This window comes from Streptomyces sp. YIM 121038, assembly GCF_006088715.1.
Taxonomy (GTDB): Bacteria; Actinomycetota; Actinomycetes; order Streptomycetales; family Streptomycetaceae; genus Streptomyces.
Genome location: NZ_CP030771.1, coordinates 4,477,972 through 4,500,433, shown reverse-complemented (window position 1 = coordinate 4,500,433; position 22,462 = coordinate 4,477,972). Strand labels below are relative to the sequence as shown.

19 protein-coding genes are annotated in these 22,462 nt (G+C 74.4%); 7 read left to right on the top strand and 12 right to left on the bottom strand.

The window, feature by feature from the left end; genetic code table 11:
- Nucleotides 1-17: 17 nt before the first annotated feature.
- Both C9F11_RS18780 and C9F11_RS18775 read left to right on the top strand, forming a co-directional pair.
- Nucleotides 18-2,270: a heavy metal translocating P-type ATPase gene (locus tag C9F11_RS18780; RefSeq protein ID WP_138960389.1), complete on the top strand. Its 2,253-nt coding sequence runs from the start codon at nt 18-20 to the stop codon at nt 2,268-2,270.
- Nucleotides 2,271-2,424: 154 nt separating this feature from the next.
- Complete coding sequence (locus C9F11_RS18775; RefSeq protein WP_138960388.1) at nt 2,425-3,114, top strand: copper homeostasis protein CutC; 690 nt, start codon at nt 2,425-2,427, stop codon at nt 3,112-3,114.
- Between the two features lie 12 nt (nt 3,115-3,126).
- On the opposite strand, the gene C9F11_RS18770 is transcribed toward C9F11_RS18775, so the two are convergent.
- Nucleotides 3,127-5,217, bottom strand: a complete 2,091-nt coding sequence (locus tag C9F11_RS18770) for an ATP-binding domain-containing protein (protein WP_171075779.1) — start codon at nt 5,215-5,217, stop codon at nt 3,127-3,129.
- Between the two features lie 310 nt (nt 5,218-5,527).
- Between C9F11_RS18770 and C9F11_RS18765 the strand changes: the two genes are divergently transcribed.
- Nucleotides 5,528-5,734 (top strand): hypothetical protein, encoded by a 207-nt coding sequence (locus tag C9F11_RS18765; RefSeq protein ID WP_171075778.1) that lies wholly within the window; start codon nt 5,528-5,530, stop codon nt 5,732-5,734.
- A gap of 47 nt (nt 5,735-5,781) precedes the next feature.
- On the opposite strand, the gene C9F11_RS18760 is transcribed toward C9F11_RS18765, so the two are convergent.
- Nucleotides 5,782-7,422: a DNA repair helicase XPB gene (locus C9F11_RS18760; protein WP_138960387.1), complete on the bottom strand. Its 1,641-nt coding sequence runs from the start codon at nt 7,420-7,422 to the stop codon at nt 5,782-5,784.
- Nucleotides 7,423-7,536: 114 nt separating this feature from the next.
- Complete coding sequence (locus tag C9F11_RS18755; protein WP_138960386.1) at nt 7,537-8,463, bottom strand: GDSL-type esterase/lipase family protein; 927 nt, start codon at nt 8,461-8,463, stop codon at nt 7,537-7,539.
- Nucleotides 8,464-8,704: 241 nt separating this feature from the next.
- Here C9F11_RS18755 and C9F11_RS18745 point away from each other — a divergent pair, with 241 nt between their 5' ends.
- Both C9F11_RS18745 and C9F11_RS18740 read left to right on the top strand, forming a co-directional pair.
- A complete protein-coding gene (locus tag C9F11_RS18745) occupies nt 8,705-11,143 on the top strand; it encodes a helicase C-terminal domain-containing protein (RefSeq protein ID WP_138960385.1) in 2,439 nt (812 codons plus the stop codon).
- Nucleotides 11,144-11,245: 102 nt separating this feature from the next.
- Nucleotides 11,246-12,523, top strand: a complete 1,278-nt coding sequence (locus C9F11_RS18740; RefSeq protein ID WP_138960384.1) for a hypothetical protein — start codon at nt 11,246-11,248, stop codon at nt 12,521-12,523.
- A gap of 39 nt (nt 12,524-12,562) precedes the next feature.
- Here C9F11_RS18740 and C9F11_RS18735 read toward each other — a convergent pair whose 3' ends face one another.
- From C9F11_RS18735 to C9F11_RS18720, 4 genes are read right to left on the bottom strand one after another with little or no spacing between them, the layout of a single operon-like run.
- The gene (locus tag C9F11_RS18735) at nt 12,563-13,534 is read right to left on the bottom strand and encodes an iron-siderophore ABC transporter substrate-binding protein (protein ID WP_138960383.1); all 972 of its coding nucleotides are present in this window, start codon (nt 13,532-13,534) and stop codon (nt 12,563-12,565) included.
- The gene (locus tag C9F11_RS18730) at nt 13,531-14,382 is read right to left on the bottom strand and encodes an ABC transporter ATP-binding protein (RefSeq protein ID WP_138960382.1); all 852 of its coding nucleotides are present in this window, start codon (nt 14,380-14,382) and stop codon (nt 13,531-13,533) included. Before C9F11_RS18730 ends, C9F11_RS18735 begins: the two co-directional genes overlap by 4 nt.
- On the bottom strand, nt 14,379-15,458 hold the full coding sequence (locus C9F11_RS18725; protein WP_138960381.1) for an iron chelate uptake ABC transporter family permease subunit: 1,080 nt from the start codon (nt 15,456-15,458) through the stop codon (nt 14,379-14,381). The genes C9F11_RS18730 and C9F11_RS18725 overlap by 4 nt, the downstream gene beginning before the upstream one ends.
- Nucleotides 15,455-16,453, bottom strand: a complete 999-nt coding sequence (locus C9F11_RS18720; RefSeq protein ID WP_138960380.1) for an iron ABC transporter permease — start codon at nt 16,451-16,453, stop codon at nt 15,455-15,457. The genes C9F11_RS18725 and C9F11_RS18720 overlap by 4 nt, the downstream gene beginning before the upstream one ends.
- Nucleotides 16,454-16,592: 139 nt before the next feature.
- Between C9F11_RS18720 and C9F11_RS18715 the strand changes: the two genes are divergently transcribed.
- Complete coding sequence (locus tag C9F11_RS18715) at nt 16,593-17,258, top strand: haloacid dehalogenase-like hydrolase (protein ID WP_138960379.1); 666 nt, start codon at nt 16,593-16,595, stop codon at nt 17,256-17,258.
- On the opposite strand, the gene C9F11_RS18710 is transcribed toward C9F11_RS18715, so the two are convergent.
- Nucleotides 17,222-17,485 carry a hypothetical protein gene (locus tag C9F11_RS18710; RefSeq protein WP_138960378.1) on the bottom strand — a complete coding sequence of 88 codons (264 nt, stop codon included), beginning with the start codon at nt 17,483-17,485 and terminating at the stop codon, nt 17,222-17,224. The genes C9F11_RS18715 and C9F11_RS18710 overlap by 37 nt on opposite strands.
- A gap of 210 nt (nt 17,486-17,695) precedes the next feature.
- Here C9F11_RS18710 and C9F11_RS49855 point away from each other — a divergent pair, with 210 nt between their 5' ends.
- Complete coding sequence (locus C9F11_RS49855) at nt 17,696-18,079, top strand: cold-shock protein (RefSeq protein ID WP_030363393.1); 384 nt, start codon at nt 17,696-17,698, stop codon at nt 18,077-18,079.
- Nucleotides 18,080-18,176: 97 nt separating this feature from the next.
- On the opposite strand, the gene C9F11_RS18700 is transcribed toward C9F11_RS49855, so the two are convergent.
- The 4 genes from C9F11_RS18700 to C9F11_RS18685 all read right to left on the bottom strand — a co-directional run bounded on the left by C9F11_RS18700 (nt 18,177) and on the right by C9F11_RS18685 (nt 21,937).
- Entirely contained in the window at nt 18,177-19,034 is an 858-nt protein-coding gene (locus C9F11_RS18700; protein ID WP_138960377.1) for a 1,4-dihydroxy-6-naphthoate synthase, read from the bottom strand.
- The gene (locus C9F11_RS18695) at nt 19,027-19,728 is read right to left on the bottom strand and encodes a futalosine hydrolase (protein WP_249402198.1); all 702 of its coding nucleotides are present in this window, start codon (nt 19,726-19,728) and stop codon (nt 19,027-19,029) included. The genes C9F11_RS18700 and C9F11_RS18695 overlap by 8 nt, the downstream gene beginning before the upstream one ends.
- A gap of 2 nt (nt 19,729-19,730) precedes the next feature.
- Entirely contained in the window at nt 19,731-20,234 is a 504-nt protein-coding gene (locus C9F11_RS18690; RefSeq protein WP_138960375.1) for a DUF2771 domain-containing protein, read from the bottom strand.
- Between the two features lie 326 nt (nt 20,235-20,560).
- On the bottom strand, nt 20,561-21,937 hold the full coding sequence (locus C9F11_RS18685) for an MFS transporter (protein ID WP_138966678.1): 1,377 nt from the start codon (nt 21,935-21,937) through the stop codon (nt 20,561-20,563).
- Nucleotides 21,938-22,462 lie beyond the last annotated feature (525 nt).

Sequence of the window (22,462 nt, the reverse complement as noted above, 5' to 3'; positions counted from 1 at the left end):
CACGAGGAGCAGAGGACATGTCCACTACCCAGGTAGAACTCTCCATCGGCGGCATGACCTGCGCCTCCTGCGCGGCGCGCATCGAGAAGAAGCTGAACCGCATGGACGGCGTCGAGGCGACCGTCAACTACGCCACGGAGAAGGCGAAGGTGAGCTTCGAGGGCGACGGCCTCGCCGTGGCCGATCTGATCGCCACCGTCGAGGCCACCGGGTACACCGCGCAGGAACCCGCGCCGCCCCGCGCGGAGAAGGGGGGCGGGGGAGAGCCGGACGCCGAGGGCGAGGACGCCGCGCTGCGGCCGCTGCGGCAGCGCCTGGTCGCCGCCGTGCTGCTGTCCGTGCCCGTCATCGCCATGGCGATGGTCCCCGCCCTCCAGTTCACGTACTGGCAGTGGCTGTCCCTGACGCTGGCCGCGCCCGTGGTGACGTACGCCGCCTGGCCCTTCCACAAGGCGGCGTACACCAACGCCCGGCACGGCGCGGCCACGATGGACACGCTGATCTCGGTCGGCACCTCGGCGGCGTTCCTCTGGTCGCTGTGGGCGCTGTTCCTCGGCTCGGCCGGGGAGCCCGGCATGACGCACGCCTTCGAGCTGACCATCGAGCGCACCGACGGCGCCGGGAACATCTATCTGGAGGCCGCGGCGGGCGTCACCGCGTTCATCCTCGCCGGGCGGTACTTCGAGGCCCGCTCGAAGCGCAAGGCGGGCGCCGCCCTGAAGGCACTGCTCGAACTGGGCGCCAAGGACGTCACCGTACTTCGAAATGGGATTGAAAAGAACGTTCTGGTTAGTGAGTTGAAGGTCGGGGACCGGTTCCTGGTGCGGCCCGGCGAGAAGATCGCCACCGACGGGCGCGTCGTCGAGGGTGCCTCCGCCGTGGACGCCTCCATGCTCACCGGCGAGTCCGTGCCCGTGGAGGTCGGCGCGGGCGACGCCGTCACCGGCGCGACCCTGAACGTCGGCGGCCGGCTGGTGGTCGAGGCGACCCGGGTCGGCTCCGACACCCAGCTGTCCCGGATGGCCAAGCTCGTCGAGGACGCGCAGAACGGCAAGGCCGCCGCGCAGCGCCTGGCCGACCGCATCTCCGGGGTCTTCGTGCCCGTCGTCATCGCGCTCGCGGTGGCCACGCTGGGCTTCTGGCTCGGCAACGGCGTGGGCCTGACCGCGGCGTTCACGGCCGCCGTGGCCGTGCTGATCATCGCCTGCCCGTGCGCCCTGGGCCTGGCCACGCCGACCGCTCTCATGGTCGGCACCGGGCGCGGCGCCCAGCTCGGCATCCTCATCAAGGGCCCCGAAGTCCTGGAGTCCACCCGCCGCGTCGACACGATCGTCCTGGACAAGACCGGCACCGTCACCACCGGCAAGATGACCCTCCTCGCCACGCACGTCGCCGAGGGCACCGACGAGAGGGACGTCCTGCGCCTCGCGGGCGCCCTGGAGCACGCCTCCGAGCACCCGATCGCCCAGGCCGTGGCCGCGGGGGCGAGCGCCGAGGTGGGCACGCTGCCCACGCCCGAGGACTTCGCGAACGTCGCCGGGCTCGGCGTGCAGGGCGTCGTCGAGGGGCACGCGGTGCTCGTGGGGCGCGAGCAGCTGCTCGCCGAGTGGGTGATCCACCTGCCCGCGGAGCTGAAGAAGGCCAAGGACGCGGCCGAGGCGGCGGGCCGCACCGCCGTCGCCGTCGCCTGGGACGGCGAGGCACGGGCCGTGCTCGAAGTGGCCGACGCCGTGAAGGAGACCAGCCCCGAGGCCATCCGCCGCCTGCGCGAGCTCGGCCTCACGCCGATCCTGCTCACCGGTGACAACAAGGCCGTCGCCGAGTCCGTGGCCGCGGAGGTCGGCATCGCTCCCGAACACGTCATCGCCGAGGTCCTGCCGCAGGAGAAGGTCGACGTCGTCAAGCGCCTTCAGGGCGAGGGGCGTTCGGTGGCCATGGTCGGCGACGGCGTCAACGACGCGGCCGCCCTCGCCCAGGCCGATCTGGGCCTCGCGATGGGCACGGGCACGGACGCCGCGATCGAGGCGGGCGACCTGACCCTCGTCCGCGGCGACCTGCGCGCCGCCGCCGACGCGATCCGGCTCTCCCGCAAGACGCTCGGCACCATCAAGTCCAACCTCTTCTGGGCCTTCGCCTACAACGTGGCGGCACTCCCGCTGGCCGCCGCGGGCCTGCTCAACCCGATGATCGCGGGTGCGGCCATGGCCTTCTCGTCGGTCTTCGTGGTCGGCAACAGCCTGCGGCTGCGCGGTTTCCAGCCACTGAGCTGACCCATCCGAGCCCGGCTGGCTTGATCACCCCGGTGCGCCTCCGCCGCGCGCCGGGGTGATCTGCGCGTACCCTGGTAATTGGACTAGACCTGTGTTTCTGTGGTGCGGCTGCCGGCACGACGCCGGCCCGCAGAAGGCCAGAAGGAAGGCACCCATGAGCAAGCGCGCACTCCTGGAGGTGATCGCCCTCGACGCCGAGGACGCGATCGCGGCCCAGGCCGGAGGTGCGGACCGGCTGGAACTGGTCACCGACATGGCCGCCGACGGCCTCACGCCGTCCCGCGCGGACTTCGCCGCGATCCGTGCCGCCGTGGACATCCCCCTGCGCGTCATGCTGCGCGTCGCCGACGGGTTCGCGGCGGGAGACGTCAGCGAGCTGGTGCGCAGCGCGCGCGAGCTGCGCGCCGAGGGCGCCGACGAGTTCGTCCTCGGCTTCCTCGACGAGGCGGGCGGGGCCGACCTGGCCGCCGTCGAGCGCATCGTCGACGCGCTCGACGGCTGCCGCTGGACCTTCCACCGCGCGATCGACCGGGCCGCCGACCGCGACGCCCTGCGCAAGCAGCTCGCGGATCTGCCCGGACTCGACACGTACCTCACGGCGGGGGCCGCGGGCGGGGTCGACGAGGGGCTGCCCACGCTGGTGGGCGAGGCCGCGCGGGCCGGGGAGCCCGGGTACGAGCCGCGCATCCTCGTGGGCGGCGGGCTCCGGCTCGAACACCTCGCGCGGCTGAAGGCGGCGGGGCTCGACGCCTTCCACATCGGCGGCGCGGCCCGGCCCCACGGGTGGGGCCGGGCCCTGTCGGCCGAGTCCGTGGCGACCTGGCGCGCGGCCGTCGACGCCTGAGCCCCGGCGGCGTCAGCCCAGGGCCGGGGGCAGGGCCCCGGTGTGGAGCACCGTGAGGCCCGAGACCGCTCGGGTCAGGGCCACGTACAGGCGCCGCAGGCCGGTGCGTTCGTCGGGCTCGCCGGCCACCACGGCGGCGGGCTCGTCGAGCACCACGTAGTCGTACTCCAGGCCCTTGGCCAGCGAGGCGGGCACGAGGGTGAGCCGGGCCCCGGCGGTGGTCTCCTCGCCGGGCGAGAGGTGCGGGACGCCCGCCGCGTCCAGGGCCCCGGCGAGCGCGGCGATCCGCGCGTCCGCCGCGATGAGGCCGATGGACCCCTCGCGTCGCAGCGACGCGGCGCAGGCGTCGAGCACCGCCGCGTCCAGGTCCTCGGCCCCGACCTCGCGGACCTCCAGGGAGCCGGGCGACTCGCGCACCGAGGCGACCTCCGTCAGGCCCGGCGCGATCGCGGGCAGCAGCCGGGACGCGTACGCGATGACCTCGCGGGGCACGCGGAAACCGGCGGTCAGCTCCTCCACCACCGCGTCCTGCTTGCCCAGATGGCCGAGGGCCTCCGCCCACGTCGGCGTCGCCCACGGCGTGGTGCCCTGCGCCAGGTCGCCGAGGACGGTGACGGAGCCGGTCGTGCAGCGGCGGCCCACCGCGCGGTACTGCATGGGGGAGAGGTCCTGCGCCTCGTCGAGGACGACGTGGCCGAGGGAGTGGGTGCGGGCGACCAGGTCCGCCGCCTCGTCGATCAACACCGCGTCCGCGGCGGACCACTTGGTGCTCTTCGGCGTCCGCGCGGGCTTCGCCCACAGGACCGCCCGCTGCTCCTCGCCGGTGAGGACCCCCTCGGCGTGCGCGGCGAGGAACTCCGCGTCCGCGAGCAGCCGGTGCACCAGCTTCGCCGGGTCGACCAGCGGCCAGATCGCCTTGACGGCGGCCTTCACCGCCGCGTTGCGGGCCACGGCGTCCTGCACGCGGTCGTCGGGCGCCTCCCCCGACCGCTCCATCTGGACGAGCACGGCGTGCGCGATCCGCTGCGGCAGCGCCTCGCGCGCGGCGCCGTAGCGCATGTCGCGGGCCTGCAACTCCCGCACGATGTCGTCGAGTTCGTACGCCGGTACGCGCCAGCGCCGGGAGCCGCGGACGACCACGACGCCCTCGGCCGGCGGCGTGACGTGCGAGCGCACCGCGCGCCGCAGCACCTCGGCCATGCGGGCGTCGCCCTTGACGAGGGCGGCGGCCGGGTCGTCCGTGCCCCGCACCTCCACGTGCGCCACCAGGTCGTCGACGGTGGCCTGCTTGACCTCCAGCTCGCCGAGCGCGGGCAGGACCTGCTCGATGTAGTGCAGGAAGGAACGGTTCGGCCCGATGACGAGCGTGCCCGTGCGGGCGAGCCGCTCGCGGTGGGCGTACAGGAGGTAGGCGACGCGGTGCAGGCCGACGGCGGTCTTGCCGGTGCCGGGGCCGCCCTGCACGCACACCGAACCGGCGAGCCCGCTGCGGACGATCTCGTCCTGCTCGGGCTGGATCGTCGCCACGATGTCGCGCATGGGGCCCACGCGCGGGCGCTCGATCTCCGCCTGGAGCAGCTTGCTGACCTGCTCGGCCTCGGTCGCGTCCGTGAGGTGCTCGTCCTCGTACGCGGTCAGGTCGCCGCCGGTGTACCCGAAGCGGCGGCGCAGCGTGACGTCCATCGGGTCCTTCTTGGAGGCCCGGTAGAACGGCTGCGACACGGGCGCGCGCCAGTCGATGACCATGGGGTCGCCGTGGGCGTCGTGCACGTGCCGCCGCCCGATGTAAAACTGCCCACCCGTCTCCCACCCCCGCCCTTGCAAGGAAGTCGCTTCGCTCCCTTGTCCGATCTCGGCTCCCTCGGCCCCGGGCGCGTGCGCGTAGTCGAGGCGGCCGAAGAACAGCGGGGTGTGCGTGAGGTCCGCGAGGGCCTTGATCCGGTCGTCGATCTGGCCCTGGAGCACCTCGGCGTTGACCCAGTTCGCGGTGACGTCGCGGATGTCCAGGGCCTCGACGTCCTCCCGCATGGCGCGCAGCGCGGCGCGGGAGGACGTCAGATGGGCCCGCTCGCGGGCGAGCGGGTCGGCGGATACGGCGTTCACGGTGCTGCCTCCGGTGACGGACGTTCTCGGTGCGTGGCTCGGGCCGCCGGTTTCCGACCGGGCGGCGGCGCTCCGTGGGCGGGAGGCGGGGAAGGGGGAATCCTAGGTGAGCGGCCCGTGGCGGCACCAATGGATTTCCGGTGGATCTCCTGGTCCGGAAGGCGAACCCTGACTCATCCCTGAGACGGTCCTCAGGGTCGCCGTCCATCCGTAGGTGTAGAGGGCGCGGGCCCGGAGTCGTACCGGTGGACGCGGGCGGTTAGACCCGCAGGCCGATGTGTGCGGGCGCCCCGGGAACGACCATGGAGACATGAGCAGCGCAGTCATCACCCCCGCGTCCCTGTCCGCCCCCTCCAGCGGCCCGCGCCGCGCCGACGGCGCGACCGCCGTCTCGGAGGCCCACCGTCCGCACCGCGTCGGCGACGCCCTGCGCGCCGCGAAGGTCTTCATGGGCGCCGTCGTCGGCGTCGTCGTCCTCGGGGAGTACGCGGAGGAGGCGGGCGTCCGCCGCCGCTGAGGCCGCTTCTTCCGCTCCGCCCGCCCTGGCCGTCCCGTTCGCCCCGTTCACTCCGCGAGCAGCGACTCCGCGTCGACGATGCGGTAGGCGTACCCCTGCTCCGCCAGGAACCGCTGGCGGTGCGCGGCGAAGTCCTGGTCGATGGTGTCGCGGGCGACCACGGAGTAGAAGTGCGCCTGGTGGCCGTCGGCCTTCGGGCGCAGCACGCGGCCGAGGCGCTGGGCCTCCTCCTGCCGCGAGCCGAAGGTGCCCGAGACCTGGATGGCGACGGTCGCCTCCGGCAGGTCGATGGAGAAGTTGGCGACCTTGGACACCACGAGCACGGAGATCTCGCCCTCGCGGAAGGCGTCGAAGAGCTTCTCGCGCTGGGCGTTGGACGTCTCGCCCTTGATCACGGGCGCGTTCAGATGCTCGCCCAACTCGTCCAGCTGGTCGATGTACTGGCCGATGACGAGGATCTGCTGACCCGCGAACTTCCGGACGATCGCCTCCGTCACCTTCCGCTTCGTGGCCGTCGTCGCACAGAAGCGGTACTTCTCCTCGGCCTCCGCGGTGGCGTAGGAGAGGCGCTCGCTGTCGGTGAGGTTGACGCGTACTTCCACGCAGTCGGCGGGCGCGATGTACCCCTGCGCCTCGATCTCCTTCCACGGCGCGTCGAAGCGCTTGGGCCCGATGAGCGAGAACACGTCCGACTCGCGCCCGTCCTCGCGGACGAGGGTCGCGGTCAGCCCGAGGCGGCGCCGCGCCTGGAGGTCGGCGGTGAACTTGAAGACGGGCGCGGGCAGCAGGTGCACCTCGTCGTAGAGGATCAGCCCCCAGTCGCGGGAGTCGAAGAGCTCCAGGTGCGGGTAGATGCCCTTCCGCTTGGTCGTCAGGACCTGGTACGTGGCGATCGTGACGGGCCGGATCTCCTTCTTCGTACCGCTGTACTCGCCGATCTCCTCCTCGGTGAGCGAGGTGCGCTTGATCAGCTCGTGCTTCCACTGGCGGGCGGAGACGGTGTTCGTGACGAGGATCAGCGTGGTCGCCTTCGCCTCGGCCATGGCGCCCGCGCCGACGAGGGTCTTGCCCGCGCCGCAGGGCAGCACGACGACGCCGCTGCCGCCGTGCCAGAAGCCCTCGACGGCCTGGCGCTGGTAGGGCCGCAGCGCCCAGCCGTCCTCGTTGAGGTCGATCTTGTGGGCCTCGCCGTCGACGTATCCGGCGAGGTCCTCGGCGGGCCAGCCCAGCTTGAGCAGCGTCTGCTTGATCTGGCCGCGCTCGGAGGGGTGCACGACGACCGTGTCCGGGTCGATCCGGGCGCCGACGAGCGGCTGGACCTTCTTCGACCGCAGGATCTCCTCCAGGACCGGCCGGTCCGTGGTGGTGAGCACGAGGCCGTGCGTCGGGTGCTTGCTGAGCGTGAGCCGGCCGTAGCGGGCCATCGTCTCGGCGACGTCGACGAGCAGCGCGTGCGGCACCGGATACCGCGAGAACTCCACCAGGGCGTCCACGACCTGCTCGGCGTCGTGCCCCGCCGCCCGCGCGTTCCACAGCCCGAGCGGCGTCACGCGGTACGTGTGGATGTGCTCCGGGGCGCGTTCCAGCTCGGCGAACGAGGCGATGGCACGACGGCAGGCGTCGGCCCGCTCGTGGTCGACCTCCAACAGGAGCGTCTTGTCCGACTGGACGATGAGGGGTCCATTCACGACTTCAGGGCCCTTTCTGCTGCGATCACTGCTGGAGATCAGCCGGGTGGCCAAACCTCCAGTGTGCCGCATGGCGCCCCGTCGCCGGGGCGCCGTGCTCGGCGGGCGCCGGGTTCAGCCGGTCAGGGCCGTCAGGTGCACCGAGAGGGTCTTGTGGCCCTCGGGGGTGGGGTGCAGGCCGTCGGTGAAGAGGTCGGGGCGGGTGTGCAGGGGGTCCCACAGGTCGAGGAAGTCGGTGTGGTGCCCGGCGCACCAGGAGCGCAGGCCCTCGCGCAGCCGCAGGGCGCGGGCCTCGGTGAAGCACAGGCCCTCGTAGTCGGCGGTCCTCGACTCGTCCAGCCAGAGGGGGCCCGCGACGACGAGCCGGGCGTTGTGGGCGTGGGCCGCGGCGGCCAGGGCGCCGAGGTGGTCCGCGAGCCGGTCGAGGCCGCCGGGCAGGGCGGAGTCGTTGATGCCCGCGGCGACCAGGAGGGTGTCGGGCAGCCGGGGCGCGAGGAGCGCGGGCGTCTGCGCGGCGACGTCGGCGAGGGTGCTGCCGGGGATGGCCAGGTTGAAGACGCGGTGGGCGCTCTCGTCCGCGGCGATGTGGGCGGACGCCAGGTGCGCGGCCCAGCCGCCGTACGGGTCGCAGCGGCCGTAGGCGATGCTGTCGCCGACGATCACGATGCGCGCCGCCGGGCGCAGCGGCCGCGCGTCCAGATAGGCCCAGGCGCTCTCCCCTGAGGAGAGGCGGACCCGCCGCCGTACGTAGTCGTCGACCTCGTACGCGTCGGCGGCGGCGAGGTCGGCGTCGGTCAGGCGGAGGACGGCGCCCTCGACCTCGGCGCCGACGCGGCGCTCCAGGGTCAGGTGCACGTCCAGGCCGCTGGTGGCGATGACGTCCGGGTCGGTGATGGTCAGGGGCCTGGTCGCGTGCCCGGCGAGGGCCGCGGGGGAGCGGGGCACGGCGCGCCCGAACAGGGTCGTCTGGACGTGCTCGTCCAGGAGCGTGCCGAAGGAGAACAGAGCGTGCGGGCGGGACTCGGACACCGGAGCTGCCATGGCCTTTCTGGAAAGAACGTTCTAGCCAGTCTAGTGATCGCTCCGGCCCCCCGGGGCCGCCCCCGCTCCGCCCCCCCCGGGCCGCCCCCGCTCCGGCCCCCGGGCCGCCCCCCGCGCCGCCCCCGCGCCGCCCCCGCGCCGCCCCCGCGCCGCCCGAGGGGGCGCGCGGTCCCGCTTGCCCGCCGGGGCGCGTGCGGCACGGCACACCGGCGCCCGCCGGTGACCCGCTACCGTTGCCAGGATGAGTACCCCGGAAGCCCCCCGTTCCCTTGCGGAAGCCCTCCGGGCGAGCGACGACGCGACGCTCGTCGCGCTGTTGCGATCCCGGCCCGACCTCGTCAGCCCCGTGCCCAACGATCTGACGCAGCTGGCCACCCGCGCGGGCACGCGGGCGTCGGTGGTACGTGCCCTGGAACGCCTCGACCGGTTCGCGCAGCAGGTCGCCGAGGCCCTGGCCGTGGCCCCGGACCCGGCGTCGTACGAGGAGCTCGCGGGGCTGCTCGCGCCCGCGCCGGGCGAGGCCGTCGACCGGGCCCTGACGACGCTGCGCAGGCAGGCGCTCGTCTGGGGCGCGGAGAGCCGTCTGCGCCTGGTGCGCACCGCGCGCGAGCTGCTCGCGCCGACGCCGCAGCGGCCCTCGCCGACGGGGCTCGGCCCGACGGTCGCGGAGGCCACGGCGGGGATGTCACCGGGCCGGGTGCAGAGCGTCGTCACGGCCGCCGGGCTCGCCTCCACGCACGACGCGGTGTCGGCCGTGGAGTCCCTCACCGCGCTCTTCACCGACCAGAAGCGGATGTCCCACCTCCTGGACGAGGCGCCCGCCGAGTCCGTCGAGGTCCTGTCCCGGCTCGTGTGGGGCCCGCCGTACGGGCAGGTCACCGCGGACCCGGCCCCCCATCTGCGCTGGCTGCTCGACCGGGGCCTGCTGCTCCCGACCGCGCCGGGCACGGTCGTCCTGCCCCGAGAGGCCGCGCTGCACCTGCGCGGGGGCCGCGCCCACCGCGTCCTGGAGCCGTCGCCCCCGGCCGTGGAGGTCGCGCGCGAACACCGCCCCCAGGTGGTGGACGCGACGGCGGCCGGGCAGGCCTACACCGCGCTCGCCACCGTCGAGGAGCTGCTCAAGGACTGGGACGAGGGCGGCCCCGCCGTCCTGCGCGCGGGCGGCCTGAGCGTCCGGGACCTCAAGCGGACCGCCGTCGCCCTGGACGCGGCGGAGCCCCAGGCCGCGTTCTGGGTCGAACTCGCCTACGCCGCCGGGCTCCTGGCCGCCGACGGCGAGGCCGACGAGCGCTACGCCGCGACCCCCGCCTACGACAGCTGGCAGGAGCTGCCCCCCGCCGAGCGCTGGGCCCGGCTCGCCACCGCCTGGTACGAGGCCACCCGCACCCCGGGCCTCGTCGGCGGGCGCGACAGCAAGGACCGCACCCTGTCCGCGCTCGGCCCGGGGCTCGACCGCTCCGCCGCGCCCGAGGTGCGCCACCGCGTCCTGGCCCTCCTGGCCGGACTGCCCGAAGGCGCCGCGCCCGCCGAGGAGTCCGTGCTCGACCGGCTGCGCTGGGAGCGCCCCTCCGGCGGCGGCGCCACGGAGCCGCGGGCCCGCCTGGCCCGGTGGACGCTGAGCGAGGCGGAGCTCCTCGGGATCACCGGGCGCGGGGCGCTCGCCGCCCACGGCCGCGCGCTGCTCGCCGGGCGGCCCCCCGCGGACTCCCTGGCGCAGGGCGCGCCCCCGTCCGCCGCCGAGCGGGCCGCCGCCGGTGCCGAGGCCGCCCGGCGCCTCGCCCCGCTGCTCCCCGAACCCCTCGACCACGTCCTGCTCCAGGCCGACCTCACCGCGGTCGCGCCGGGGCCGCTGCGGCGCCCCCTCGCGGACGCCCTCGCCGTGCTCGCCGACGTGGAGTCCAAGGGCGGCGCCACCGTCTACCGGTTCACGCCGGGCTCCGTGCGTCGCGCGCTCGACACCGGGCAGAGCGCGTCCGACCTGCACGCGTTCCTCGCCGCGCACTCCCGTACGCCCGTCCCGCAGCCCCTCGCGTACCTCATCGACGACGTGGCCCGCAGACACGGCCATCTGCGCGTCGGTGCCGCCTCCGCGTACGTGCGGTGCGACGACGAGGGCGTGCTCGATGAGATCCTCGCGGACAAGCGGGCCCACGGGCTGCGGCTGCGGCGCCTCGCGGGCACCGTGCTCGCCGCCCAGGCCGACCCCTCCACGCTCCTCGAAGGGCTGCGCGCCATGGGCTTCGCGCCCGCCGCCGAGAGCGCCGAGGGCGACGTCCTGATCACCCGCGCGCACAGCCACCGGACGCCGCCGCGCACCGCCCCCGAGCCGGTTCCCGACGGGCCGCCGCTGCCCGACGCCACGCTCATCGACGCCGCCGTACGCGCCATCCGCGCCGGGGACCTCGCCTCCACGACCCCGCGCAAGGCGGCGCCCGCCGCGACCGGCCAGCTGCCCCGCACCACGTCCGCCGAGACCCTCGCCACCGTGCAGGCCGCCGTCCTCACCGGCGAGGCCCTGTGGATCGGCTACGTCAACGCCGAAGGCGCGGCGAGCCAGCGCGTCATCGCCCCGGTCCGCGTCGAGGGCGGCTTCGTCACCGCGTACGACCACACGGCGGACGAGGTCCGCACCTATCCGCTGCACCGCGTCACGGGCGTCGCGGAGCTCGCCGACGACTGACGCCCGACCCCGCCGCCAGGGGCCGTCACCTGCCGGGTCACGGCGGCGCGGTAACTTCGTTGTCCGGGCCCACCTCAACACCGCAGCCCCGGAGGGAACTTCGTGGGGATCGAGAGCGACCAGCTCGTCTTCGACTATCTGAGCCGCGTCGGCGACCTCGCGCAGCAGCGCCAGCTGTCGTCCGCCGCCCGTATGCGGCTCGTGTCCGAACTCCGGGGCGAGATCGACCGCCGCCGCGCCAAGGCCGCCGACAGCCCCGCCGCGGTGCGGCGCATCCTGGACCGCATCGGCTCCCCGGACGAGCTGGTCACCGCCGCCGCCGACGCCACGGGCGCGCCCGCCGCGCCCCCGCCGCCCGCGGCGTCCGCGCCCTCGTCGCCCGCTCCGTCCCGGTCGCGTGAGCCCAGGCGTCCGCGCCGGGTGGTGCCGCGCCCGCGCCGCGCCGCCGGGGCCGCCGCGCCGGCGGGGCCCGCGAGCCCGCCCGCCCCCGAGCCGCCGCGCCCCGCCCCGCCCCACCTCGCGGGCACCGACGAACTCGGCGACAGCCCACCGGACCTGGAACCCGACTGGTGGCGGGTGGAGCGCGTCCCGGAGGAGGGCGCGCACACCGTGCACGGGTTCGTGGGCGGGGTGGAGATCCCCGAGATGCTGCGACGGCCGCCCACGGACCTGGAGAAGAAGGGGGCCGGTAGGGAGCGGGCGGAGGACGGTTCCGAAGAAGCCGACGGACCCGACGAGGCCGAGGACTCCGAAGCCGACGAGGACGCCGAGGAGGAGGCCGCGCCGGACGAGGCGCGCCGCCGCCGCTTCGGCATACTCCCGCTCCTGACGAAGGACGCGCCGCCCGCCAGGAGGACACCGCTCACCAAGGGCGGCGCCGCCAAGGGCCCTGCCGCCAAGGGCCCTGCCAAGGGTCCTGCCAGGGGCCCCGCCGCGAAGAGGCCTGCCGCCGAGGAGCCCCCCGGCGAGGAAGCGCCCGGCTCGGAAGAGTCAGTTCCGGATGGCTCCGCCGGGGCCGGTGTGCTCGCCGGTGTCCGCTCCCTCAGCAACCCCGTCCTGCTGCTCGCCGCCGCCGCGCTCGTCGTCGGCGCGGTCATCGGCAACTGGTTCGCACTCGGCGGCGGCTGGATCGTCGCGTGGTTCTCCCGCAAGCTCAGCCCGGCCGAGAAGAAGGCCGCGGTGATAGCCGTGCCCGCGCTCACGATCGCGGGCGGCATCGCCTGGCTGTGGGGCCGGTCGCAGGGCAAGTGGGGCGAGCCCATCGCCAAGGGCCAGATGAACGCGGCGGTCGAGGAGGCCTGGCCGTGGGTGGTCAGGGCGGCGGCCGTGGCCTCCGCCCTGTTCCTCGTGTGGCGGTCGCAGCGGAGCAAGCCCGAGTAGCCGCGCGGACGCCCCGGGCGAACTCCCGTACCGCGGCGGCTACTTCCTCTTCGCCAGCGCCGTCCGCAGCTGGTCCAGGACCTCGTCGGCCGCGGTGTAGCCGATGCCCTGGAGCCACAGCTCGTCGTCGACGACGTGGACGTTGCCGGACCTGACCGCCTTCATGTTCTTCCACAGGCCGCTGTTCACGGTCTGCGTCTGCTTGGCCTTCTTCGGATCGCCGTACGTCGATTGGAAGATGACGTCCGTGTCGGCGAGGTCGATCTTCTCGGGGCTCACGTCGTAGGAGAACCCGTCCTTGGCCTTCTGGGAGACGGGCGCGCGGCCCAGGCCCACGTCCTTGAGGATCGTGGCGATGTACGACTGCTCGCCGTAGATGCGGATGTCGGCGCCCTGGACGAAGCGCACCACGTTGACCTCGGTGGCCCTGGCCTTCGCCGGGCCGCCGATCGCCGCCGTGACCTCCTTGACGTGCGCGTCGTAGGCGGCGACGGTCTTCTCCGCCGCGGCCTTCTTGCCGAGCGCGTCCGCGTGCGTCCGGAAGTTCGCCTTCCAGGGGTAGCCGGTGGTCTCCGTCATGACGGTCGGCGCGATCTGCTTCAGCTGGTCGTACTTCGCGCCGTGGCGGATCTTGGAGGTGAGGATCAGGTCCGGCTTCAGACCGGCGATGACCTCCAGGTTCGGGTTCATCATCTCGCCGACGTCCTTGATGCCCGTGAGCTCGTCCTCCGGCAGATAGCCGGGGAAGCCGCTGGAGGCGTCGGTGTGCGTGGCGCCGACCGGCTTCACGCCGAGGGTGAGCGCGGAGTCCAGCTCGGCGGTGTCGAGCACGACGACCCGCTCGGGCGCCACGGGCACCTTCACCTCGCCCATGGCGGTCTTCACGACGTGCGTCCTGCCCGAGCCGGCGTCCTTGTCGTCGTCGGACGAACCGCACCCGGCGAGCGCGAGCGCGCCGGTCACGGCGAGGGCGCCCACGGTACGGACGCGGCGGCGGGAGCTGCGGTTCATGAGGAGGACCTTTCGTCGGGGGAGGGCTTCTCGCCCTCCGGGGCCGGGGGCCGCCACGGGGTGCCCGGCACCACCAGCGGCGAGCCCGTCACCGGGTCGGGGACGACCACGCACGCGAGCCCGAAGACGTCCCGGACGAGCTCCGCGGTCACGACGTCGCGCGGCGCGCCCTCGGCGACCACCCGCCCCTCCTTCATGGCGACGAGGTGGTCGGCGTAGCGGGCGGCCTGGTTCAGGTCGTGCAGGACGACCGCGACCGTCCGCCCCCGGTCGTGGTTCAACTGCCGTACGAGGTCCAGGACCTCGACCTGGTGGGCGATGTCCAGGTACGTCGTCGGCTCGTCGAGCAGCAGCAGCTCGGTCTCCTGCGCGAGGGCCATGGCGATCCACACGCGCTGCCGCTGCCCGCCCGACAGCTCGTCGACGGCCCGCTCGGCGAGAGCGGTCACGTCGGTGCGCTCCATCGCCTCGGTGACGGCCCGCTCGTCGGCGTCCGACCACTGCTGCCACCACCGCTGGTGGGGCTGGCGGCCGCGCGCCACCAGGTCCGCGACGGTGATGGCCTCGGGCGCGACGGGGGTCTGCGGGAGCAGCCCGATCCGCTGGGCGATGCGCCGCGTCGGCAGCTTCGCCAGCTCCTCGCCGTCGAGCAGGACGGCGCCGCCCCTGGGCTTGAGGAGGCGCCCGAGCGCGCGCAGCGTCGTCGACTTGCCGCAGGCGTTCGGGCCGACGACGACGGTCACCGCGCCGTCGGGGATCGCGAGGTCGAGCGCGTGCACGACCGTACGGTCCTCGTAGGCGAGGGTCAGCTCGCGCGCGGTCAGACGCGCGCCGGCGGGGGCGCTCACGCGGTGCCTCCATTGCGGACGGAACGGCTGCGGACGATGAGCCAGATCAGATAGGGCGCCCCGACGGCGGCCGTGAGGACGCCCACCGGCAGCTCGGTGGGCGAGAAGAGCCGCCGGGCGAGCAGATCGGCGAGGACGACGACGATCGCGCCGAGCAGCGCCGAGCTGACCAGCGGGATCTGCGCGGTCCTGGTCAGGCGCCGGGCGATCTGCGGGGCGAGCAGCGCCACGAAGTCGACGGGCCCCGCGGCCCCGGTCGCCACCGACGCCAGGACGACGCCGAGCAGCACGAGCCCGGTGCGCACCCGGCCGAGCCGCACGCCGAGCGCGGTCGCCGTGTCGTCGTCCATCGACACGGTGCGCTGGGCGCGGGCGGCCCAGGCCACGCACGGCAGCAGGACGAGCAGCGTCAGGGCGAGGGGCCCGGCCTCCGGCCAGCCGCGGCCGTTCAGCGACCCCGTCATCCAGATCTGCGCCTGCTGCGCGACGAGGTAGTCGCCCTTCGTCATGAAGAGCGTGGTCACGGACCGCAGCGCGATCGCGAAGCCGATGCCGATCAGGACGAACCGCGTCGCGTGCAGGCCGCCGCGCCACGCGAAGGCGTACACGAGGAGCGCGGCGGCGACGCCGCCCGCCACGGACAGATACGGCAGGACCGTGTACGAGGTGAGCCCGAACGTCATCGCGGCGACCGTCACCGCGCTCGCGCCCTGGCTGATGCCGATGATGTCGGGGCTGGCCAGGGGGTTGCGGGCGACGGTCTGGATGAGCGCGCCCGCGACGCCGAAGGCGGCGCCGACGAGCAGCCCCACCGTCATCCGCGGCTCGCGGAGGGTGCCCACGACCAGCTCGTCCGCCGAGGGCCTGCCGAGGACGACCTTCAGGGCCTCGACGGGCTGGACGTAGGTCTCGCCGACGCACAGGTAGGCCAGGCAGGCGGCCGCGAGGAGGAGCGCGAGGACGGTGGCCACGACGGTCGCCCTGCGGTGGGCGAGGAACGTGGCCCTGCCCAGGCGGACGACCGCGTACCCGGCGGGACGCACCCGGCGCGGGGCGGCGAGGACGTCGGGGCTCACGCCGCCACCGCCTTCCTGCGGACGAGGGTCACCAGGAACGGGACGCCGATCAGGGCGGTCATCACACCCGCGGGGACCTCGCTCGGCGGGAAGACGATCCGGCCCACCGTGTCGGAGACGAGGAGCATCACGGGCCCCAGGAGGGCGGCGAGCGGAAGCACCCAGCGGTGGTCCCCGCCGATGACGGCGCGGGCGATGTGGGGAACCGCGAGGCCGATGAAGGCGATGGGCCCGGCGGCGGCCACGCCGACGCCGGTCAGAACGGTGGCGCCGAGGCCGCCCACGACGCGGACGAGGGCGACGTTCTGACCGAGGCCCTTGGCCACGTCCTCGCCGAGGGCGAGGGCGTCGAGACCGCGGGCCACGGAAAGGACGAGCAGCAGCCCGGCGAGCAGGAACGGCCAGGTCTGGCCGACGATCGCGGCCTCGCGCCCGGAGAGCGCGCCGACCTGCCAGAAGCGGAACTCGTCGAGCGCGGACGCCCGGGTGGTGAGGACGCCCGTGGTGACGGAGACGAGCAGGGCGTTGATCGCAGCGCCGCCGAGGGCGAGTTTGACGGGGGTCGCGCCGCCCCGGCCACTGGCGGCGATCGCGTAGACGGCGACGGCCGCGAGGGCCGCGCCCGTGAAGGCGTACCAGACGTAGCCGGTGAGCGTGTGCGTGCCCGCGTACGCGATGGCGACGACCACGCCGACCGACGCGCCCTGGCTGATGCCGAGGATGCCGGGGTCGGCGATGGGGTTGCGGGTGATGCCCTGGAGCGCGGTGCCCGCGACGGCGAGCGCGGCACCGACCATGACGCCGAGGACCGTGCGCGGCACGCGCATCTCGCGGACCACTTCGGCGGCGTCGCCGTGCCCGCCGTGCAGCAGGGCGTCGAGGACCGCGGACGGCGCGATCGCGCGGGCGCCGACGGCGAGGCTGAACAGGACGGCGAGCAGCAGGGCCACGACGGCCGCCGTCATCGCGACGGCGCGTCTGGCGTTCACACGCATCGGCTGGCTCGTTTCGCAGGGCGAGGGCGGCAGGGGGTCCGCCGCGGAACGGGGCGAAGATTGGTAAGGCTTGGCTAAGAAGCATAAGGGGGTCCGGCCGCCCCGCCCGGGTCCTCGGCCCCCCGGCACAATGGGCGCCATGACCTCACGGACTGCACGGACCACCCGGGACGGCGGCGCGCTCACCGTCGGCTTCGACCTCGACATGACCCTGATCGACTCCCGGCCCGGCATCCACGCCTGTTACGTGGCGCTGTCCGAGCGGACCGGTGTGTACGTGGACGCGGACCTGGCCGTGACCCGCCTCGGGCCGCCCCTGGAACAGGAGTTGGCCCACTGGTTTCCGGCCACCGAGGTCGCGGCGACGGCGGAGCTCTACCGTGAGATGTATCCCACATACGCGATCGCGGCGACGCCCGCGCTGCCCGGCGCCCGCGCGGCCGTCGACGCGGTGCGCGCGGCGGGCGGCCGCGCGATAGTCGTCACCGCCAAGTACGAACCGAACGCCAAGCTCCACATCGAGCACCTCGGCATCGCGGCGGACGCCGTGGTCGGCAATCTGTGGGCGGAGCGGAAGGCGCAGGCCCTGCACGAGTACGGGGCGTCGGTGTACGTCGGCGACCACACCGGGGACGTACGCGGGGCGCGTACGGCGGGCGCGCTCTCCGTAGCGGTGGCGACCGGGCCGTGCGACGCAGAGGAACTGCGCGCGGCGGGCGCCGACGTCGTACTCGGCGATCTGAGCCAGTTCCCGGCCTGGCTCGCGGCTCACGTGGCCGATGGGCCCGCCGCTGACCTGGCCTGACGCCGCTGCACGGCGATGGAGCGGAACACGCCTGCCCCGGCGATGAGGAAACCCACGCCCATCAGCATGCACACCGCATAGGCCACGGGTGGGAAAGGGTCGCCGCCGAGGAACAGCGGAGCCACCGTGACCAGCGTGGCCACGGCACCGACGAAGAAAACGATCGCGCCAATCCGGACGAGGCCGTCGCCCGGTCCGGTGGAATTCGCTTGGGTTTTGTCACGCACCGGACCAGGGTAGTTCCCAGCGCGAAGGAAGAAACCGGGGACGTCTTGTCACCGGCCCCGGGACCAATAGTCTTGGTGCTGGCGGGTCGTGCGACCCGCTGTAGTGCTATCCAGAGCCGTTTTCGCCCGGCGGACGGGGACCGGAGGGTCCACGCCGAAGGCGGCGCGGTGCCGCCGATACGACGACTAGTACGAGGACGAGGACTTCACGTGCCTACCGGCAAGGTCAAGTGGTTCAACAGCGAGAAGGGCTTCGGCTTCCTCTCCCGCGACGACGGCGGCGACGTCTTCGTGCATTCCTCCGTACTGCCCGACGGCGTCGACACACTCAAGCCCGGCCAGCGCGTGGAATTCGGCGTGGTCGCCGGCCAGCGGGGAGACCAGGCCCTTTCGGTGACGCTTCTCGACCCGACGCCGTCGGTCGCCGCGGCGCAGCGCCGCAAGCCGGACGAACTGGCCTCGATCGTCCAGGACCTCACCACCCTCCTGGAGAACATCACCCCCATGCTGGAGAAGGGGCGTTACCCCGACAAGGCCTCCGGCGCGAAGATCGCGGGCCTGCTGCGCGCGGTGGCGGACCAGCTGGACGTGTGACCGCGGGTCCCGTGCGCCGCTTTTCGGCGCTTCGCGCCTCGTCCTCAAACGCCGGACGGGCTGGATCTTCAGCCCGTCCGGCGTTTGCGGGGCGGAGTCAGGGGAAGGCCAGGGCCCCCGGGGCCAGGGCCGGGACCAGGCCCTCGGCGGCGGCGCGGGTCAGCAGGCCGCGCACCGCGGCGTAGCCGTCCTCGCCCAGGTCCGCCGTGAACTCGTTGACGTACAGGCCGATGTGCTGGTCGGCCACCTTCGGATCCATCTCCTGCGCGTGCTCCAGGACGTAGGGACGCGAGACCTCGGGGTCGTCCCACGCCGCGCGCACCGACGCCCGCGCGGCGTCCGCGAGCCCCCGCAGCGCGTCCTCGCCGAGGGACCGCTTCGCGATGATCGCGCCCAGCGGGATCGGCAGGCCCGTCGTGGCCTCCCAGTGCTCGCCCATGTCGGCGAGCCGGTGCAGGCCGTAGTTCTGGTACGTGAAGCGCGCCTCGTGGATGACGAGCCCCGCGTCGACCTCGCCGTCCCGCACGGCGGGCATGATCCGGTCGAAGGGCAGCACGACGATCTCCCCGACGCCGTCCGCGAGGACGTCCGCGGCCCACAGCCGGAACAGCAGGTACGCCGTCGACCTCTCGCTCGGCACGGCGACCTTCTTGCCGCTGAGGTCGAGGCCCGGCTCCCGGGTCAGCACCAGCGGCCCGCAGCCACGGCCGAGGGCGCCGCCGCACGGCAGCAGCGCGTACTCGTCGAGGACGTACGGCAGCACGGCGTACGACACCTTGAGCACGTCGAACTCGCCGCGCTCGGCCATGCCGTTGGTGATGTCGATGTCCGCGAACGTCACGTCGAGCGCGGGCGCGTCCGGCACCCGGCCGTGCGCCCAGGCGTCGAAGACGAAGGTGTCGTTGGGGCAGGGCGAGTACGCGATGCGCAGGGGCCCGGGGGCGGTGTCAGTCATGCCTGTTCCAACTCTCCAGTACGGGCGCGAACTTCCCGAACGCCCCGGTGAGCGCGGTGAGGGCGTCCCCGATGCGCCAGGCGGCCCGGTCGCGCGGGCCCACCGGGTTCGAGACCGCGCGCACCTCGCACACGGGAAGCCCGTGCACGGCGGCGGCCTCGGCGACGCCGAAGCCCTCCATCGCCTCCGCGAGCGCACGCGGATGGCGGGCGCGCAGCCCGGCCGCGCGCTCGGCGGAACCGGTGACGGTCGACACCGTCAGGACCGTGCCTGTCGCTGCGCCCGCCGCGGCGGCCAGCTCCCGGACGAGGGTGCCCGGCGGCTCGTACGTGACCCGGCCGAAGCCCAGCTCGGTGACCGGCAGGAAGCCGTCGGCCGTCTCGGCCCCCAGGTCGGCCGCGGTCACGGCGTCGGCGACGACCAGCGACCCCACCGGCGCGTCCGGCGGGAACCCGCCGCCGATTCCGGCGGAGACCACGAGGCCGTACGGGGTGCCGTGCGCGGCGGCGGTGGCGAGCGCGGCCGCGGTGCCCGCGGCGGCGGCCGCGGGGCCGACACCGACGGCGAGCACGTCCACGCGGCCGGCGCCGCTCGCGGGGCCCGCTCCGGCGGACAGGCCGGAGGCCACCGCGTCCCGTTCGGCGGGGACCGCGGTGGCCACCAGGACGCGTGGGCCCCGCCCGGTCCCGGTCAGGGTCAGGCGTCCTTGTCCTTCTTCAGCTTGAACGACCACAGGCCCGTGGCCTTCGGCGCGCCGCCCTCGCTCTTGCCGCCCTCAAGGAGGCTGACGGTCGTCGAGGAGCCGCCCCCGCCGTACTGCTGGTTGAAGAACACGCTGCCCGGGATGACGACGTACGTCTTCTTGCTGGCCTCGGTCAGGGGCTGGCCGTTCATCAGCAGCGTCCAGCCCTTGTCGGCGATCTCCGGGTCGACGCCGAAGCGGACCTTCTCGTCGGGGTCGACGGTGATGGACTTGATGTCCTTCGTGTCCTTCAGGCAGTCCTGTACGGCGGACGGCGTGAGCTCCTTGCCGTCCTTGTAGCAGGAGGCCTCGGAGTGCACGGACTTGCTGCCGACCGTCACGGTGGCCAGCGGCGTCGGCTTGTCACAGGCCGACAGGACGAGCAGTCCGGCGGAGACGGCGCCGAGGGAGGCGACGGCGCGGCGGCTGCGCGCTGAGCGGGGTACCAGGGAGGTCATGGCGGAAGGCTATCTCCTGGCCCCTGGGCCCATACCGGCCGCCCCGCCGGGCCGCCTCCGGCGCGGCCCTCCGCCCCACCGCTACCGCGGCGGGCCTTCCCTCCCACCCGCCCACCCGCATCGCCCCGGCTTCCGCCTGCCCGGCCCCGACCTGGCGGCTCCCGGCCCGTCGTCCGGTTGCCCGCCGCTACCGCGGCGGGTTTCTCCCACCCGCCCACCCGTGTCACCCGGGTGACCCGGCCCGGCCCCGACCTCGCGGCTCGCGGGCCGTCGTCCGGTTGCCCGCCGCTACCGCGGCGGGTTCCTCCCCGCAGCCCCCCGTCCGGCTACGCCAACACCCTGCGGCTGCCTCCCCGGCGGGCCGCCGCCAAGAGGCCCCGTACCGTCGGGAGCCAGCCGATCGCCACGATCGCCGCCGCCACGGAGAGGCCCAGCGTTCCGTTCAGGGGGAGGGCGATGCCGATGCCGCCGCCTACCACCCAGGCCATCTGGAGCAGCGTCTCGGCGCGGGCGAACGCGGACGTGCGCACCGCCTCCGGTACGTCCCGCTGGATCAGCGCGTCGAGCGACAGCTTCGACAGGGCCTGCGCGAAGCCCGCGACGGCCGCCAGACAGGCGATGCCCACGGGGCTGTAGAACAGCGCCGCGCACACCGCGACCCCGAGCACCACCGCCACCACGGTCACGATGATCATCTCGGGCGCGCGCGACTTCAGCCACGCCCCGACGGCCGTGCCGAGCGCGTTGCCCGTGCCCGCGGCGACCCCGACGATGCCGAGCGACACCGCCGCGCTCTGCCCGCCGAGCGGATGCTCGCGCAGCAGGAAGGCCAGGAAGAAGATCAGGAAGCCGGAGAGTCCGCGCTGCGCGGCGTTGACGGCCAGGCCGTGCGTCACGGCGGGGCCGACCGTCCGCAGGCCGAGGCGGCTCCTGCGGGTCGAGTCCCCGCGGTCCCTGGCGCGGGCCAGGCGCAGATGTTCCTCGTCCGCCGCGAGCAGCGCCTTGCTCTCGCCCTTCGCCGAGTCCACCTTGCGGGGCAGCGTGAACGAAAGGACGGTCCCGGCGATGAACACCACGCACGCCCCGTACAGCGGCCAGCGCGCCCCGAGCGCCTGGAGCCCCGCCCCGACGGGCGCGGCGAGACCCGTCGCGAGCAGCCCGCTCAGCGTCACCCGGGAGTTCGCCTTCACCAGCGAGAAGGCGGGCGGCAGCAGCCGGGGCACGACGGCGCTGCGGACCACGCCGTACGCCTTCGACGCGACGAGCACGCCGAGCGCGGCCGGGTACAGCTCCAGGCCGCCCGTCGCCACCGCGCTCGACAGGATCAGCGCGAGCAGCGCCCGCGCCAGCATCGCGCCCGCCATCGCGGCGCGGCGGCCGTGGGGGAGGCGGTCCAGGAGGGGGCCGATGACGGGGGCGAGGAGCGTGAAGGGTGCCATGGTGATGGCGAGGTACAGCGCGACGCGGCCGCGGGCCTCGTCGGTCGGCACGGAGAAGAACACCGTGGACGCCAGCGAGATGGTGATCAGCACGTCGCCCGCGCCGTTCACCGCGTGCAGCTCGATCAGCTTGCCCAGGCCGGACTCGCCCGCTCCGTGGGCGTGGGTGGCCTTGCGGATGCCGCGGGCCGTTCCGGTGAACGGCAGGTGCAGCGCGCGGGCCAGCGCACGGGCTGCCCTGCCTGCCGGGCGGGGGGAGTGCAGCCCGTGGGACGACGACGACCTGACGCCAGCCACCCAGTCATAGTGCCCCCTTCCGCCCCCGACTAGTGGCACCTCTCCCGCCCGACGTCCCCCCATGTCGCCTCATCCGCCCTTGACCAGGCACTTTGCCGCACCGGGCGCCCCACATGTTTCCCCCCGCCCACCCGCCCCTTCACCGCCCCTTCAACCACGGACCAGGCACTTCCCCCGCGCCGCGCGCCCGCCTTCGACCGCCGCCCCGCTCGCACACCGCGCTACCGCGCTTGTCCTCAATCGCCGGACGGGCTGGATGGCTCCGACCTGACCCCGGGGCGGACAGCCGGACGACGGCCCGCGAGCCGCCAGGTCGGGGCCGGGCCGGGTCGCCGGGGCCGGGACGGGCGGGCGGGTGGGAGGGAAGAATTCGGTGGGGCGGTCCCGGATCGGGGGGCTCGGGACGGGCGCCGGTGTGGGCCCAGGGGCCAGGAACAGGTAGCGTGCGTAACGCGCCTGCGGCGGAAGCTCTCGGCCGCGCGCCTCATGGCC

Bases quoted from the DNA above. Each gene is read 5' to 3' on its own strand.
- C9F11_RS18780 (WP_138960389.1), top strand. From the start codon at position 18: ATGTCCACTACCCAGGTAGAACTCTCCATCGGCGGCATGACCTGCGCC.
- C9F11_RS18775 (WP_138960388.1), top strand. From the start codon at position 2,425: ATGAGCAAGCGCGCACTCCTGGAGGTGATCGCCCTCGACGCCGAGGAC.
- C9F11_RS18765 (WP_171075778.1), top strand. From the start codon at position 5,528: ATGAGCAGCGCAGTCATCACCCCCGCGTCCCTGTCCGCCCCCTCCAGC.
- C9F11_RS18755 (WP_138960386.1), bottom strand. From the start codon at position 8,463: ATGGCAGCTCCGGTGTCCGAGTCCCGCCCGCACGCTCTGTTCTCCTTC.
- C9F11_RS18745 (WP_138960385.1), top strand. From the start codon at position 8,705: ATGAGTACCCCGGAAGCCCCCCGTTCCCTTGCGGAAGCCCTCCGGGCG.
- C9F11_RS18735 (WP_138960383.1), bottom strand. From the start codon at position 13,534: ATGAACCGCAGCTCCCGCCGCCGCGTCCGTACCGTGGGCGCCCTCGCC.
- C9F11_RS18720 (WP_138960380.1), bottom strand. From the start codon at position 16,453: ATGCGTGTGAACGCCAGACGCGCCGTCGCGATGACGGCGGCCGTCGTG.
- C9F11_RS18715 (WP_138960379.1), top strand. From the start codon at position 16,593: ATGACCTCACGGACTGCACGGACCACCCGGGACGGCGGCGCGCTCACC.
- C9F11_RS18700 (WP_138960377.1), bottom strand. From the start codon at position 19,034: ATGACTGACACCGCCCCCGGGCCCCTGCGCATCGCGTACTCGCCCTGC.
- C9F11_RS18690 (WP_138960375.1), bottom strand. From the start codon at position 20,234: ATGACCTCCCTGGTACCCCGCTCAGCGCGCAGCCGCCGCGCCGTCGCC.